The sequence below is a fragment of the Parabacteroides sp. merdae-related_45_40 genome, from assembly GCF_001915675.1.
In genome coordinates this window covers 19,770-35,198 of record NZ_MNQY01000127.1, presented here as the reverse complement: position 1 = coordinate 35,198, position 15,429 = coordinate 19,770, and the positions used below count along the sequence as shown (strand labels likewise).

The 15,429-nt window shown below is 42.2% G+C and carries 12 protein-coding genes; 6 read left to right on the top strand and 6 right to left on the bottom strand.

Annotated features, from left to right (window positions below; translation table 11 throughout):
- The 5 genes from BHV83_RS17650 to BHV83_RS17630 form a co-directional block, all read left to right on the top strand.
- A partial coding sequence (locus BHV83_RS17650) for a hypothetical protein (RefSeq protein WP_286757830.1) occupies positions 1-651 on the top strand: 651 nt, incomplete at its 5' end.
- A 6-nt stretch (positions 652-657) separates the two neighbouring features.
- Positions 658-2,319, top strand: a complete 1,662-nt coding sequence (locus BHV83_RS17645) for a PCMD domain-containing protein (protein WP_122205486.1) — start codon at positions 658-660, stop codon at positions 2,317-2,319.
- Between the two features lie 113 nt (positions 2,320-2,432).
- Entirely contained in the window at positions 2,433-4,472 is a 2,040-nt protein-coding gene (gene metG / locus BHV83_RS17640) for a methionine--tRNA ligase (protein WP_122205485.1), read from the top strand.
- A 59-nt stretch (positions 4,473-4,531) separates the two neighbouring features.
- The gene (locus BHV83_RS17635) at positions 4,532-5,698 is read left to right on the top strand and encodes a DegT/DnrJ/EryC1/StrS family aminotransferase (protein ID WP_122205484.1); all 1,167 of its coding nucleotides are present in this window, start codon (positions 4,532-4,534) and stop codon (positions 5,696-5,698) included.
- A gap of 106 nt (positions 5,699-5,804) precedes the next feature.
- Complete coding sequence (locus BHV83_RS17630) at positions 5,805-6,821, top strand: Gfo/Idh/MocA family protein (protein WP_122205483.1); 1,017 nt, start codon at positions 5,805-5,807, stop codon at positions 6,819-6,821.
- A gap of 28 nt (positions 6,822-6,849) precedes the next feature.
- Here BHV83_RS17630 and BHV83_RS17625 read toward each other — a convergent pair whose 3' ends face one another.
- Positions 6,850-7,320 carry an Lrp/AsnC family transcriptional regulator gene (locus BHV83_RS17625; protein WP_005639984.1) on the bottom strand — a complete coding sequence of 157 codons (471 nt, stop codon included), beginning with the start codon at positions 7,318-7,320 and terminating at the stop codon, positions 6,850-6,852.
- A gap of 175 nt (positions 7,321-7,495) precedes the next feature.
- Here BHV83_RS17625 and BHV83_RS17620 point away from each other — a divergent pair, with 175 nt between their 5' ends.
- A complete protein-coding gene (locus BHV83_RS17620) occupies positions 7,496-8,785 on the top strand; it encodes an O-acetylhomoserine aminocarboxypropyltransferase/cysteine synthase family protein (RefSeq protein ID WP_005639985.1) in 1,290 nt (429 codons plus the stop codon).
- 128 nt (positions 8,786-8,913) lie between these two features.
- Here BHV83_RS17620 and BHV83_RS17615 read toward each other — a convergent pair whose 3' ends face one another.
- The 5 genes from BHV83_RS17615 to BHV83_RS17595 form a co-directional block, all read right to left on the bottom strand.
- Positions 8,914-9,831 carry a hypothetical protein gene (locus BHV83_RS17615; protein ID WP_005639988.1) on the bottom strand — a complete coding sequence of 306 codons (918 nt, stop codon included), beginning with the start codon at positions 9,829-9,831 and terminating at the stop codon, positions 8,914-8,916.
- Positions 9,832-9,862: 31 nt separating this feature from the next.
- Positions 9,863-10,486: a slipin family protein gene (locus tag BHV83_RS17610; protein WP_005639990.1), complete on the bottom strand. Its 624-nt coding sequence runs from the start codon at positions 10,484-10,486 to the stop codon at positions 9,863-9,865.
- Positions 10,470-10,751, bottom strand: coding sequence for a hypothetical protein (locus BHV83_RS17605; RefSeq protein WP_005649870.1), 282 nt, complete (start codon positions 10,749-10,751; stop codon positions 10,470-10,472). Before BHV83_RS17605 ends, BHV83_RS17610 begins: the two co-directional genes overlap by 17 nt.
- Before the next feature lie 2 nt (positions 10,752-10,753).
- On the bottom strand, positions 10,754-11,137 hold the full coding sequence (locus tag BHV83_RS17600; RefSeq protein WP_005639997.1) for a GntR family transcriptional regulator: 384 nt from the start codon (positions 11,135-11,137) through the stop codon (positions 10,754-10,756).
- Between the two features lie 166 nt (positions 11,138-11,303).
- Positions 11,304-15,389 (bottom strand): hybrid sensor histidine kinase/response regulator transcription factor, encoded by a 4,086-nt coding sequence (locus tag BHV83_RS17595; protein WP_005635421.1) that lies wholly within the window; start codon positions 15,387-15,389, stop codon positions 11,304-11,306.
- Between the last annotated feature and the right edge of the window lie 40 nt (positions 15,390-15,429).

Sequence of the window (15,429 nt, the reverse complement as noted above, 5' to 3'; positions counted from 1 at the left end):
ATCCAGAGTCATACTTTTATTCCGAAAGGGCAATGGATGGTCGGATCGACTTTTTCCTATTCGGAACATGAGGATGACAATTATAAATTCTTGGTGCTGGAGAAGATTGAAAGTACCGGTTATACGTTTAAAGTAAGTCCTTTCTTCGGTTACTTTATTCGGGATAATGTTGCATTGGGCGGACGTTTTTCCTATAATCGTACTTATACGGATTTAGGAAATATCAGTTTGGATTTGGATGATGATATCAATTTTGATATCAGTGATGTAAATTATTTGGAGCATACTTTTTCTGCTACTGGATTCGTGCGTACCTATATGCCGATAGGAAGTAGTAAGATTTTTGGTTTGTTTAATGAAGCTCGCGTGACCTATGGCTATGGGCAGGGTAAAAACTCTTCGGGTACAGATACCGATTATACCGGTACTTATCAGACCATCCAGAATTTGCAGATCGGAATGGCGCCGGGTCTGACGGCTTTTATCACTAATTTTGCAGCTGTTGAGGTATCGGTTGGCGTACTGGGGTTTAATATGAAGTGGACCGATCAGACAACTGACCAGATTGATAAAGGCTCACGGCGTAGCAGTTCCGCTAATTTTAAGATAGACCTATTTTCGATTAATTTAGGTATGAACTTCTATTTTTGACGAGGTATGGATATAAATCATATAAAACGAAAAGTGACAGGTTTTCTCTGTTGTTTGTTCTTTCTTGTTTCATGTATCGAGAATGATATTCCTTATCCATATCGGGAAGGAAGCATTACCGATTTCCTGGTGGAAGGGCAATTGGATAATACATTGGAAATAGATAAGACTAAAGGGATGGTTACGGTAGAAGTGAGCGATGCGGTTGATCTTGCAGCTCTCCGGATCAAGAAGTTGACGGTGACTAATGAGGCTGAGGTACGGATAGATTCTGCGGCGTGTCTCGACTATAACGCTTTTCCACGAATCGGATTTTCGTCTTTAGACAGTTTACCCAAGAGTGCAGATACGCGGGTGGATTTTTCTTCATCTGTCTCATTGATTTTGCAGACATATCAAGAGTATCCTTGGAAGATAACGGTTAATCAGACGATAGACCGGACTGTGCAAGTCAGTAACCAGGTGGGTGAACCGGTAATCGATTTGGCAAATCGGGAGATGATCGTGTATGTGGCAAAAGAGCAACATTTGGATCGGATAACGGTGACTAAGATGCAACTGGGCGGTTCGGTGGGAATTGTCGTTCCTGATCCGACGACGGTAACGAATTTTTCGCGTCCTTGCTCATTTGAAGTGACTCGTTTTGGAGTAACGGAAACTTGGAAAGTGACAATTCTGCATACGGAAGGTGGTGCTGTTTCCGGTGGTGAAACGGTTGCGATGGCCAATCGAATCATTGTAACCGGAATGATTCAAGAAGGTAAGATTCCGGTAATAGAATATAGAGAAAAGAATCCGTCCCAAACGCGGGTGGATGATGGTTGGCAGACGCTTCCGGCAAGTTCCGTAACTGTCAACGGTACTTCCTTCACAGCCACAATAACTGGTTTGAATCCGGGTACGACGTATGTATATCGTGTTGTGATTGATGATATAGCTGGAGAAGAGGTGGAGTGTAAGACCGCTGCGTTAGTGCCATTGACCAATGGGGGGGTTGACGATTGGCATCAAGATGGTAAATTGTGGAATCCGTGGTTGGCAACAGGTGTTTCTTTTTGGGATACGGGAAATAAAGGAGCTACTACTTTGGGAGACAGCAATACGATTCCGACAGGTGATACGAGTAACGGAACCGGAAAGGCAGCCAAGTTAGAATCGCGGTTTGTCGGAGTTGCCGGTATCGGTAAGTTTGCGGCTGGTAATATATTTGCCGGTTCGTATGTCCGTACAGATGGTACTAATGGCGTCTTGAGCTTTGGGCGTCCATTTGAAACTTATCCGACAGGTTTGAAGTTTAAATACAAATATACTTCGGCTGAGATAAATAAAAGTAACGATTCCGATTACAATTATTTGCTGGGCAGACCGGATTCTTGTCATATTTATGTGGCTCTGTCTGATAAGGCAGAACCTTATGAGATCAAAACAAAGAAGTCGGAACGGCAGCTGTTTAGCAAGAATGATAAAAATGTTATTGCTTATGGTGAGTTCATTTCCGCTAAGACCATATCCGGTTATGAGGAATATACAATCCGGTTAGATTACCGTGATTATCGTAAACCCAAATATCTTGTCATTGTGGCTACAGCCAGCAAATATGGTGATTATTTTACAGGAGGGGAAGGTAGTACACTTTATTTGGACGAAATGGAGTTGACTTATGATTAGCGATAACTTGTTTAGTGTATCCTTAGTCGGATTATAACAACTAATGATATTCCTTTCTTTTTAGGTTAAGCAATAAATGTGTACCTTTGCCTCTCAAAAAGAGAACACAAGGTATGGAAAAACAGTTTAAGAGAACGCTGATAACTACGGCGTTGCCGTATGCGAACGGGCCGGTGCATATCGGACATTTGGCCGGGGTGTATGTGCCTGCTGATATTTATGCACGCTATCTTCGCCTGAAGGGAGAAGAAGTTTTGATGATCGGTGGATCGGATGAACATGGGGTGCCTATCACGCTGAGAGCGAAGAAAGAAGGGATTACGCCGCAGGATGTGGTGGACCGTTATCATGGTATTATCAAGAAGTCTTTTGAGGAGTTTGGTATTTCGTTCGATATCTATTCCCGTACGACTTCGGCTACACATCGCCAGGTGGCGTCGGATTTCTTCCGTACCTTATACGATAAAGGAGAGTTTATCGAGAAAACGAGCGAACAGTATTACGACGAGGAAGCAAAACAGTTCCTTGCCGACCGTTATATAACCGGGACTTGCCCGCATTGCGGCAATGAAAAAGCCTATGGCGACCAGTGCGAAGCCTGCGGTACATCTTTGAGCCCGACGGACCTGATCAACCCGAAATCCGCTATCAGTGGTAGCCAGCCGGTGATGAAAGAGACCAAACACTGGTATCTGCCTTTGGACAAATGGGAACCGTTCCTGCGCCAGTGGATACTGGAAGGACATAAGGAATGGAAACCGAACGTATACGGACAGTGCAAGAGTTGGCTGGATATGGGATTGCAGCCTCGTGCCGTAAGCCGCGATCTTGATTGGGGGATTCCCGTGCCGGTGGAAGGTGCGGAAGGGAAGGTGCTGTATGTCTGGTTCGATGCGCCTATCGGATATATCTCCAATACGAAAGAACTGCTCCCCGAAAGTTGGGAAACCTGGTGGAAAGATCCTGAAACCAAGATGGTACATTTCATCGGTAAGGATAATATCGTGTTCCACTGTATCGTGTTCCCGGCCATGCTGAAAGCCGAAGGTTCTTATAACCTGCCGGAGAATGTGCCGGCCAATGAGTTTCTTAACCTGGAAGGCGACAAAATCTCCACTTCCCGCAACTGGGCTGTCTGGTTGAACGAATATCTGGTGGATATGCCGGGCAAGCAGGATGTGTTGCGCTATGTTTTGACGGCCAATGCTCCGGAAACAAAAGACAACGATTTCACCTGGAAAGATTTTCAGGCACGCAATAACAATGAGTTGGTTGCCATCTTAGGTAACTTTGTCAACCGTGCTTTGGTGCTTACCGAAAAGTATTTCGAAGGTAAGGTGCCGGCTGCCGGTGAGCTGACCGATTATGACCGTCAGACATTGACCGATTTCGCGAATGTAAAGGCCGACGTGGAACGTCTGCTGGATACCTACCATTTCCGTGACGCCCAGAAAGAAGCGATGAACTTGGCTCGTATCGGAAACAAATACCTGGCTGACACTGAACCTTGGAAATTAGCAAAGACCGATATGGCGCGTGTCGCCACGATCATGAACATCGCTTTGCAGATCACGGCAAATTTGGCAATCGCTTTCGAACCGTTCCTGCCGTTCAGCATGGAGAAACTGAACAAGATGCTGAATGTGGAACCGTTAGGCTGGAACCGTCTGGGATCGACCGATCTGTTGGAAGCCGGCCATCAGTTGGGCAAATCGGAACTGCTGTTCGAGAAGATCGAAGACAGCGTGATCGAAGCACAGGTGCAAAAGCTGTTGGACACGAAGAAAGCAAACGAGGAAGCCAACTACAGGGCGAAACCCATCCGTGAGAATATCGAGTTCGATGACTTCATGAAGCTGGATATCCGTGTCGGGACCGTGTTGGAATGTACGAAAGTGCCTAAGGCGGACAAGTTGTTGCAGTTCCGTATCGATGACGGTCTGGAAAAACGTACGATCGTTTCGGGTATCGCCCAGCATTACAAGCCGGAAGACCTTGTGGGCAAGCAGGTTTGCTTCATTGCCAATCTGGCTCCGCGCAAGTTGAAAGGTCTCGTTTCCGAAGGAATGATCCTTTCCGCAGAAAACTTCGACGGCAAACTGGCTGTCATCACTCCTGAAAAAGAGGTAAAACCGGGCAGCGAAGTGAAATAATCTGGTTAATCCTTCGTTGTAGTGACGAAGGATTAATTAATCGGAAAACAGATAATATAATGTTGGAAGAACAGATACAGATGGTCGACTTGCATGGACAATATCTCCGGTTCAAAGAGGAGATTGATGAGGCCATGCAGGCGGTGATCGACAGTTGTGCTTTTATCAATGGTCCGCAGGTGAAATTCTTTGCCGGGCATTTGGCTGATTATCTTCAGGTTCCATACGTGATTCCTTGTGCTAACGGGACGGACGCTTTGCAGATTGCTCTGATGGCATTGGAGCTTCAGCCTGGCGATGAGGTGATTCTGCCGGCATTTACTTATATAGCGGCAGCCGAGGTTGTCGCTTTGTTAGGGTTGACGCCCGTGTTGGTGGATGTCGATCCCTGTACCTTTAATATCGATCCCCGGAAAATAGAAGCGGCTGTTTCGGAACGGACAAAGGCGGTCGTGGCCGTCCACCTGTTCGGACAAGCCTGCGATATGGAGCCGATCATGACTTTGGCAGATGTCTATCATCTGTATGTAGTGGAAGATAACGCTCAATCTGTTGGTGCCGATTATATCTTTTCCGACGGGCGGGTACGAAAGGCCGGGACGATCGGACATATCGGGACGACATCTTTTTTTCCATCCAAGCCGTTGGCCTGCTATGGCGATGGGGGGGCGTTGATGACTTCCGACGAGGCGTTGGCTGCCCGTATCCGCATGATTGCCAATCATGGCCAGGAATGCAAATACCACCATAGGCGGATCGGATGCAACTCCCGTCTGGACACGTTGCAAGCTGCTGTGCTGGATGTGAAGTTGAAGCATCTGGAGGAGTTCACGGAAACCCGTCGGCAAGTTGCCTCTCGGTATGATGAAGCTTTGTCCTCCTGCGATTCGTTGGTTCTCCCTGCGAGATCGATATTTTCGACTCATGTCTATCACCAATATACGGTCCAGGTAAAAGACGGCAGGCGGAATGTCCTTCAATGCCTGTTGAAAGAACAGGGAATCCCTTCCATGATCTATTATCCTGTACCAGTGCATCATCAGGAAGCTTACCGGCATATCTCCCGTGTATCTGGTAATTTGGACGTCTCCACCCGTTTGTGCGAATCCGTCCTTTCCCTGCCTATTCATACGGAAATGTCCCTCGGACAACAGCAATATATAACAGAAACTCTAAAAAAGGGGGGGGGGCGAAACTATCCTGTTCCCGCACTTGACGCGGGATAGCATTAAAACCGACCTTATAAAAATCTGATTGAAAAGGTCTGTCCTTTTGCGGCTCCGCGTCAGGCGCGGGGACAAGGAGATTTTGACACACCCCCATCGAATGCTTATGGATAAAAAGATAAAATTTGCAGTTATCGGTTGTGGCCATATCGGCAAACGTCATGCCGAGATGGTGACACGTGATCCGGGAGCCGAATTGGTGGCCCTTTGTGATATTCGTCCTCGTGAGGAATTGGGTATTGAGGCATACGATGTCCCGTTTTTCTCTTCCCTGATGGAGCTATTGCAGAGCGGAATTTCCATAGATGTCGTAAATGTTTGTACCCCGAACGGCTTGCATGCAGCAATGGCCATTCAGGCTGTCGAAACCGGTTGCAACGTCGTGATCGAGAAGCCGATGGCACTGACGCTTGCCGATGCCGAGAAGGTGGTCTATGCTTCGCTGAAATACCGTAAACAGGTGTTCTGCGTCATGCAAAACCGTTATTCTCCTCCTTCCGTCTGGATCAAGGAGATGGTGGATTCGGGTAGGTTAGGCAAGATCTATATGGTCCAGTTGAATTGTTATTGGAACCGTGACGAGCGCTATTATAAACCCGGTGGCTGGCATGGCGATGCTGCTTTGGACGGAGGGACGCTTTTTACCCAGTTCTCCCATTTCATCGACATTATGTACTGGCTTTTCGGGGATATCTGCAATATCCAGGCTCGCTTTGCCGATTTCAACCATGCCGGACTTACGGCTTTTGAAGATTCGGGCCTTGTGAATTTCAACTTCGTGAACGGCGGGATGGGGAGCCTGAGCTATTCCACTTCTGTCTGGAACAGGAACATGGAAAGCAGTATGCTGATTGTTGCGGAGAACGGAAGCGTGAAAATCGGCGGACAGTATATGAACGAAGTCGAATACTGCCATATCAAAGATTATGAAATGCCGGAACTGGCGCCGACGAATCCGGGAAATGACTACGGCCCTTATAAAGGTTCCGCCCAGAACCATAATTTCGTGATCCGCAATGTGGTCCGTGTCCTTTCTGGTGCAAGTTCGGAATGTATTACGACCAACGTATTGGAAGGCATGAAGGTTGTGGACATCATCCAGCGGATTTATGCATTGAAGTAATAAATGTAAGATAGGGACGGGGCGGCGTTTAAATATGGATTCCGTATTCATGCTTTACCTCGTCCATCACAAAGGTGCTTTCGAGCGATCCGAGGCTGTCGATCGTGCCTAACACGTTCAAGATAAACTCCTGGTAATACTTCATATTCGGTGCATGGATCTTCAGCAGGTAGTCGTAACTTCCCGATATATTGTAGCATTCTGTGACTTGCGGAATTTCCTGTATGATTCTTGTGAACTCTGCCGCAATCTCTTTGTTCAGTCTCCTCAACTTGACACTGCAAAAGACCACGAAGCCCTGGTTTAGCTTTTCGGCGTCCAGCACGGCAATGTACTTCTTTATATATCCTCCGTTTTCGAGGCGTTTCAGGCGTTCGAATACGGGTGTCGACGAGAGGCTGACACTCGCGGCGAGCTCTTTTGTGGTGAGCCGGGCATTCGATTGCAGGGTACGGAGGATCTGCAAGTCTACTTTGTCTAATTTCTCAAGTGTGTTCATAAGAATAAAATTCTATCAGAATCCTTTTTTCGATCCTGATACAGTTTATGCGTTCTGTTGACGACCGTAAAAATAGCGTTATTTTCTGTATTTTCCATATATCTTGTCTGATATCTCTGTCTGCTATAGTTTTGCTGGAAAATGAGCAAGAAGAACAATTTAAAATAATACGACTATGGCAACAAAGAAATTACATTTCGAGACATTACAGGTTCATGTAGGGCAAGAACAGGCCGATCCCGCAACAGATGCTCGTGCCGTCCCTATTTATCAGACAACATCTTATGTATTTCATGATTCACAACATGCGGCAGACCGTTTCGGCCTTCGTGATGCTGGGAATATTTATGGTCGTCTGACCAATTCGACACAGGGAGTTTTCGAAGCGCGTGTCGCTGCTCTCGAAGGGGGAGTGGCTGGTCTGGCGGTGGCTTCCGGTGCGGCGGCCGTGACATATGCCTTGCAGAATATACTTGGAGTGGGCGACCATATTGTGGCTGCCGATAATCTCTATGGCGGTTCCTTCAACCTGATTACGCATACGTTAGCGGCTCAGGGCATTACCCACACGATTGTAAATGTCAATGACTTGCAGGCGTTGGAGGCGGCTATTCGGGAGAATACGAAAGCGGTGTATGTCGAAACGTTCGGTAATCCCAATTCTGATGTTACCAATATCGATGCTGTGGCGGAGGTGGCCCATCGTCATAATATTCCGTTGATAGTGGATAATACGTTCGGTACACCGTACCTGATCCGTCCGATCGAGCACGGGGCCGATATTGTTGTTCATTCCGCCACCAAATTTATCGGCGGACATGGATCGAGCTTGGGAGGAGTGATTGTGGACAGTGGCAATTTCGATTGGAAAGCAAATTCCGATAAGTTCCCGACCTTGGGCACACCGGACCCAAGTTATCATGGAGCGGTCTTTGCCGACGTGGCAGGTTCGGCAGCTTTCGTCACCCGCATCCGGGCTGTCATTCTGCGTGATACAGGAGCTACGATCTCGCCTTTCAATGCTTTTATCTTGCTGCAAGGTCTGGAAACATTGTCTCTCCGCGTGGAGCGTCATGTTGCCAATGCTCTGAAAGTCGTCGAGTATTTATCCAAACACCCGAAAGTAACCAAAGTGAACCATCCGGCTCTTCCAGACCATCCAGACCATGAACTTTATAAAAAGTATTTCCCGAAAGGTGCCGGAAGTATTTTCACTTTCGAGATTGAAGGCGGACAGGTAGCAGCCTGGAAGTTTATCGATTCGCTCGAAATATTCTCCCTTCTTGCCAATGTGGCTGATGTGAAGAGCCTGGTGATCCATCCGTATACGACTACCCATTCTCAAATGACTCCGGAAGAGCTGGCCGGACAGCATATCACGCCTTCCATTGTGCGCCTGAGTATAGGTACTGAATATATCGATGATATCATTGATGACCTAGACCAAGCTCTGGCAAAGGTTTGATGTAAGATGGCAATGTGTTTTTGTTTTGATGCAAGTGTAAGTTGTTTTCGACGTTGTCGGGAATATATACGGCAATGTAGAAAACAACTTACGCTTGCATCTGAATGAAGAAGTATGGGGTCGAATTTTTATTTTATCCTGAATAGTTTGTTTTTGTAATCGATAATCACGGTGTTTTCAAAGAAATAAGCATTTCCGGTTATTCCCCAGACATCGAGGGAACTATAAATACTATCCCAAAGGCCGTCTTTGGCGTAGTAGACTTTCGAATTGTTCAAGGCTTTTCCGCCGAACTCGATCGGTTTGGTTACATTAAAGCCATAAAATGTTATTTCTTGTCCCCACCATAAAGGACCGCTTAGAGAGTCGACAATAGTAAGGTCTGATACGCTCCAAGCTCTTTCTTGTGTCGTTATTAACTGGAAAGGGCTTGAACCTGTATCGAACAATACTTTACATGTTTTTCCATTAATCCGTAAAGGCAATTTTATTACCCCATATTCTGATTCAAATTCTTCAGCCGGCAGATTTTCGTATTCAGCCGGTAAAAAGTCTGTGATTGCAAGCTTGTTTGATTTGTAATTAATGATTAAGACTTTATCTTGCACCATGTCGGATGCGATCGTTCCAATATGCTTGGGTGTATTTGAATGAAGTGAATCTTTAGGGATTTCATTTCCGAAATTCTGCATGAATCCGATATTGGCATTGCTAAACTCCACTGTCCCTATTTGCAGGTTGACATTCTTATACATCCCGGTTGAATCTTTTTTGTTCATTAAAGATGGGGCTTCTTTGAGATAAGGAGCAAAAGTATTCCCGTAAAAGACAGAATTATATGTTCCTAAATCAAACTGCATTGTGAATTCGTAGGGTAAATTCTCTATTTTTACCGGAACATTTAGAAAAGCTTTTTCAATGTATATCCCCGAAATTGTATCACCTTCCCAACTGAAGGGAATCCATTGCAGCGATGGTTTTCGTGAACAACTTGTGAAGACTAATAGAAGGAGAACAAAAGTAATCCCTTGTTTGTGTATTTTCATAAATGGTAATTTTTTGTTATTAGAAAATAGTTTATTTCGGTGTCTCGTTGTTCTTAGCCAATGAAACCAAGCCTCCCATAGCCCCTAAGTTCATGGTGTCGAGTGCCGAACTCGGTACGATAACCATTGATCCTTTTTCTTTTAAGCCTTCGAACAGCATATTCATCCCTCTGAGATGTAATGCCACAGGATTATCGGTATATTTTTTACTGGCTTGTTCGAACTTTTCTGCGATTTCCGTTTCTGCCGTTCCCAAGATGACACGAGCTCTTCTTTCACGTTCGGCTTGGGCCTCTTTGCTCATTGCTTCGGCCAGGTCTTGCGGAATAGCGATATCTTTGATACCGACAGTCTGGCATGTGATGCCCCACGGATTCGTATTTCTGTCTAAGACCTGTTGCAAATCCTCAGCTATCTTATCGCGTTCCTGCAAGAGATCCGACAGTTCGTGCTTACCGATGGTATCTCTTAGACCAGTCTGTGTGATATGTTCGATCGCTTTTTGGTACTCCTGTACTTCCAATGCAGCTTTTTCCACGTCCCAGACGGTCCAATATACGACTGCATCCACATTTACCGGAACCGTATCTTTGGTTAGAGTTTGTTCGGCCTTAAATGCACTTACCCGTACACGCTGGTCAATATAAGTCGACACACTGTCCTATAACCGGGATAATCATAAAGGGGCCGGGACCTTTCAAACCGTTGTATTTCCCCATACGAAGGACTACCGCCCGTTCCCATTGGTCGGCTATGCGGATTGCAGAAGCCACCAACCCGGAAAGAAGAAGCAAGAGGATGAATACCGGTATGTTTATAATCTTCGAAACATACAAAACGGCTGATACGATAACCAGTATCAGCAATACGGAAAGGGATATGGGATTGAACCAACCCTTGTTAATTACATTTGTTGTCATATTCATTGTTTTTTAGAAGTTTCGATATTCTTTAATTCTCGAATAACCTCATTTAGGCTGAAACCGTAACTCAGTACAACGGAAGAAAATTGTGTACAAATTTCTTTTAACTTGTCTTCCCGTTCTTTTTCCGGTACTACATGATCTGTTTTGCTAATAAACGTTCCGGTTCCTTGCTGAGTTTCCAAAATATTCTTGATCTCCAATTCTTTATAAGCTTTGGATACCGTGTTTAGGTTTACCTTTAACTCTACGGCAAGTGCTCTGACCGTAGGAAGCTGTTCTCCCAACTTAAGTTGCCCGGATGCTATGCCAAACCTGATTTGATCAATGATCTGGCGGTATATCGGTATACCGCTAGAGTAATCTAATAAAAACTTGATCATATGATTTTATATTATTCTATATTAATATTGTACTACTATTATAGTACAAAAATACAAGAATAAATTATTCCACAAAAACTTTTTGTGGAAATTTTTGAGGTGTATGGATGAAACTTTTGTGTTTAAATAGACTTTAAGAATACTTCTTTTTATTTTTTCCCAAAAGCTAAGAACATATAGTTTCCATATATTCTCCTGGTGTCATGTTAAATTCTTTCTTGAAACAAACACTGAAATAATGTGCATCTTTAAAACCTACCAAATAGGCAATGTCTGAAACATTACCCCTTCTTTGTTTAATGAGTTCTTTTGCTGTATTCAAACGTATACTACGGATAAATTCATTAGGAGACATATTTGCCAAAGACTTCAACTTGCGGTATAACATAGAATTGGACACTTGCATAATTTCACAAAAATGTTTGACATCAAACTCGGGATTTTCCATATTCTTTTTGACAATATCCATGGCCTCTTTCAAAAACTTTTCATCGTATGATGAGATCGTAATATCTATATTCTGTGTCAAAGGGTTGGATTTAAAGCTATCTATAACCCTTTTTCTATTAGAGATGACCATGTCTATATTTGCTTGTAACACGTTAAAATTAAATGGTTTGGTTATATATGCATCTGCGCCGCAGTTCAATCCTTCCAAATAGTCTTTATCATTTATTTTTGCCGTAAGAAGTATAATCGGAATACAGCTTGTCTCTTTCTTTCTCTTGAGTTGTTTACATAGTTCGAATCCATCCATGATAGGCATCATGACATCACTAAGAATCAGATCAGGCTTAATTTCTTGTACAAGTTTCAGTCCTTCCTCCCCATTAGCGGCCATTGATATCGTATACTTTTCTTGTAACAAACGCTGAAGTGAATCTCGCAAGTCTTGATCATCTTCAATAACCAAAACGGAATTCTGTTTTGAAGATTTTTGAATTTCAGAATTGGACTGTGATTGTTGGATGGCTGCTCCTTCAGGCGAGTCGTTTACAATGAAACGATGTTCTATCGTTTCATTTATTTGTTCGTTGCTATAGCTTGTTTTGTTGATAGGTATTCTGATTGTAAATTCTGTCCATTCTTCCAGTTCACTAGTTACACTAATCGTTCCTTTGTGCAATTCGACAAGACTTTTAGTTAATGCTAGTCCTATGCCATTCCCTTTAAGGCCCAATTGTTTAAAACTGTTTTCATAAAAACGATTAAATATATAAGGTAATTCATCGGTTGCAATACCTTTTCCTATATTTCTGATTTTAATAAGTAATGTTTTATACTGAAATTCACTTTCCTGATCCTCTGCTTTAAGGAGAATCTCTATTTTTCCCCTACCATCCTGATAGCTGAACTTTGTTGCGTTAGAAAGTAAATTATATAAAATTTTATCGATTTTATTCGTGTCAAACCAAGCAGCGATATGTTCAGGTTCCGACTGCATACATAAGCTGACATTTTTATTCTTTGCTAATAAAGCAAAGTTCTCTTGACAAAGATTACAGACAAAAGAACTTATATCTCCATAAGATATGTTGAGTTTTAATTTATTGTTTTCCAGTTTTTGAAAATCAAGAATCTCTTCAATCAACCTATTAAGTCTGATCGTATTCGACTGGGCCGCTTTTAATATTTTATTATCAATATTATACATACGCTTAAGCTCCTCAATGGAGCAACTGATAATAGATAACGGCGTCAAGAATTCATGAGAGATATTGGCAAAAAATTTGAACTTGGATTGATGTAATTCTTCCGCTTTTATTCTCTCTATTTGTTCGACCTTCACAGCTTCTTTCAATTTATACCTATAATTTTGAAAACGATAAAAAACATAACCTGAAATAGTTATCAAAAACAGATAACATACCAAAGCCAAATTCGTTTTGTAAAAAGGAGGAAGCACTTTTATGCCGAATTCTTCATAATTTTCATTTTCCACTCTACCTTCATTCAATGTCTTGACTAAAAAACGATATTCACCTGAAGGTAAGTTGGTGTAGAATGCTGTTCGTGATGTCGCATCCGTGTAGATCCAATCTTTGTCAAATCCCTCCAATTTGTAAGCATATTTTTTCTTTTCAGGATGTACATAAGAAAGTGCGGCAAATTTGATCCCGATATTATTATCAGAAGAAGTCAGAGTAATGTTTTTAGAGTAGAGTGGATGAGTTTTTCCAGATAACTGTTTTTTCTTCTTATTCGGCAGTTCATCAAAAGATTTGTGGAAAATCTTAAAATCACTAATGATAGTTGGAGTATGGGTTGAGTCATAGTTCACCAAGTTTGGATGAAATATGCAGAAACCACTAGGGGTTCCGTAATAGATCTGTCCTTTCTTGTCATTGAACATTGAATTTTTTAAACAGCTTTTATCCAACATTCCATCTCTATCATCAAAAATAAGTGATTTATGAGTCTGACTGTTATACAACACCACCCCCTTATTAGTTCCTAAGACAAGAGTTCCGTTCACTTCCGTTATATTAAAAACGATATCGCTAGGTATTTCCTGTATATTAGGAGCCGGTTCAAACCAGTCTTTTTCTTGGTTATACTTCTGTAAGCCATAACCATTTGTTCCAATCCAAAGGTTCCCCATTTTATCCTCATAGATACACATGATCTCATCAGCAACAAGCAGTTTGTTTTTACTGTTATAAGTTTTAAAAGACAGTTTATGCACATTGGATCCTGATGCCAGACTGTATAGCCCATCAAAGTAAGTTCCGAGCCATACTGTACCTGTGTGATCCTGATAAATACACTGTATGCGGTTATAAGTATCATAAGAAAGTGTATCATTATTAGTCGTAATAATATTTAGTCCCTCATCAGAGCCGATCCAAATATTGCCATCCTTGTCACTTATGATAGAATTAATACAACTTCCGATTTTTGTTTTTCCTAAATGATGAAGATAATACTGGCAGGACGAGATTTCTCTATCTTTTAACTGACAAATTATCAATCCGCCAAATTGTGTACCAAACCATAATTCCTTTTTAGACGGATGTTTGAATATAAATTGCACATTTCCAGGCCATTGGTTAAATAGTTCATTATATTTTGATATTTCTTTATAACCGGTATTTTTTCCCACTTTTTTGTCATAAAAGGAAAACCCGATTTTATCGACTCCAAGTAATAAAACATTTTTATTCCATTCATACAACGCATTCACTTTTAAGTTTTGATATGGCTCCAATGAAGATTTCATCGGGTAATTGGTAAAGATCTTTTTTTCTTTATACGCGATATAAACACCTGAATTTGCTGTTGCTATCCAAATATTCTTTTGATTGTCAATGAATAGATCATTAATATCCTCGTTGGAAATAAAACCAGACGAATAAACATCGGTATTAATTGGTATCAGTTTATTGTTATTATCTATCCTATATAGCCCTTGATTAGTCCCTACTAAAATGTTTTTGTCCGGAAGTTGCTGTAAACATTTAAAAATGCACTCATAATCAGTCTCATACCCGAACTGAGTATATCGGGCGTGTTTAGAAGTTTCCCGATTGTTCATTTTGGATACACCATTACCCCAGTTGCATATCCAAATGTTTTCAGCTGTGTCTTGCAATAAAAAATTGGTTCTATTCAAAACGGTTACTTCAGGATATTGGTAAAAACGTTGTTTTTTCACATCAAAACGGCATATTCCATTATCAAATGTTCCCACCCAAATATCTCCTGATTTGTCTTCCAGTAATGCGTGAATTGAATTTCCTGCTATGGATGTTTCATCATTGGGACGATTTTTATATTGGAAAAAAGAACCGGTTTGTCTATTATATTTTAAAAGTCCAACTTGTGTTCCTACCCATAACGTACTGTCACGAGAGATCAGCAAAGAATGTATAAAAGAGTTAGGAAGACTGTCATTGCTGATACAAACAATCTTGTCGGTCGATTTATCCAAAAAGTGTAACCCTTGTTCAGTCCCGATCCACAAGTTATGATCAATGTCTTCAACAATTGCATTTACAATATTACTTTGCAGCAATTCCGGAAATTGGCTTGATGACTTGTATGTCTTAAACTCATATCCGTCATAGCGACAGAGACCATTGTTTGTGGCAAACCACATAAATCCGTCACTGTCTTGAAGAATTTGATTAACATGTTTATCAGGGAGACCTTCTATATTGTTGATCGCCCGTACATTATAATCATTCCATGCCGGATAGGCACAAAAAGTTATAAAAAATAAGTATAATAATAGTATTAAAATTTTACTCATAAAACAAAGATTTCTAATACATTATTAAATACATAGCAAC

Excerpts from the sequence above, each read along its gene's own strand:
- BHV83_RS17620 (WP_005639985.1), top strand. The coding sequence starts at position 7,496 with ATGGCAACAAAGAAATTACATTTCGAGACATTACAGGTTCATGTAGGG.
- BHV83_RS17605 (WP_005649870.1), bottom strand. The coding sequence starts at position 10,751 with ATGACAACAAATGTAATTAACAAGGGTTGGTTCAATCCCATATCCCTT.
- BHV83_RS17625 (WP_005639984.1), bottom strand. The coding sequence starts at position 7,320 with ATGAACACACTTGAGAAATTAGACAAAGTAGACTTGCAGATCCTCCGT.
- BHV83_RS17645 (WP_122205486.1), top strand. The coding sequence starts at position 658 with ATGGATATAAATCATATAAAACGAAAAGTGACAGGTTTTCTCTGTTGT.
- BHV83_RS17600 (WP_005639997.1), bottom strand. The coding sequence starts at position 11,137 with ATGATCAAGTTTTTATTAGATTACTCTAGCGGTATACCGATATACCGC.
- BHV83_RS17615 (WP_005639988.1), bottom strand. The coding sequence starts at position 9,831 with ATGAAAATACACAAACAAGGGATTACTTTTGTTCTCCTTCTATTAGTC.
- metG (WP_122205485.1), top strand. The coding sequence starts at position 2,433 with ATGGAAAAACAGTTTAAGAGAACGCTGATAACTACGGCGTTGCCGTAT.
- BHV83_RS17595 (WP_005635421.1), bottom strand. The coding sequence starts at position 15,389 with ATGAGTAAAATTTTAATACTATTATTATACTTATTTTTTATAACTTTT.
- BHV83_RS17635 (WP_122205484.1), top strand. The coding sequence starts at position 4,532 with ATGTTGGAAGAACAGATACAGATGGTCGACTTGCATGGACAATATCTC.
- BHV83_RS17630 (WP_122205483.1), top strand. The coding sequence starts at position 5,805 with ATGGATAAAAAGATAAAATTTGCAGTTATCGGTTGTGGCCATATCGGC.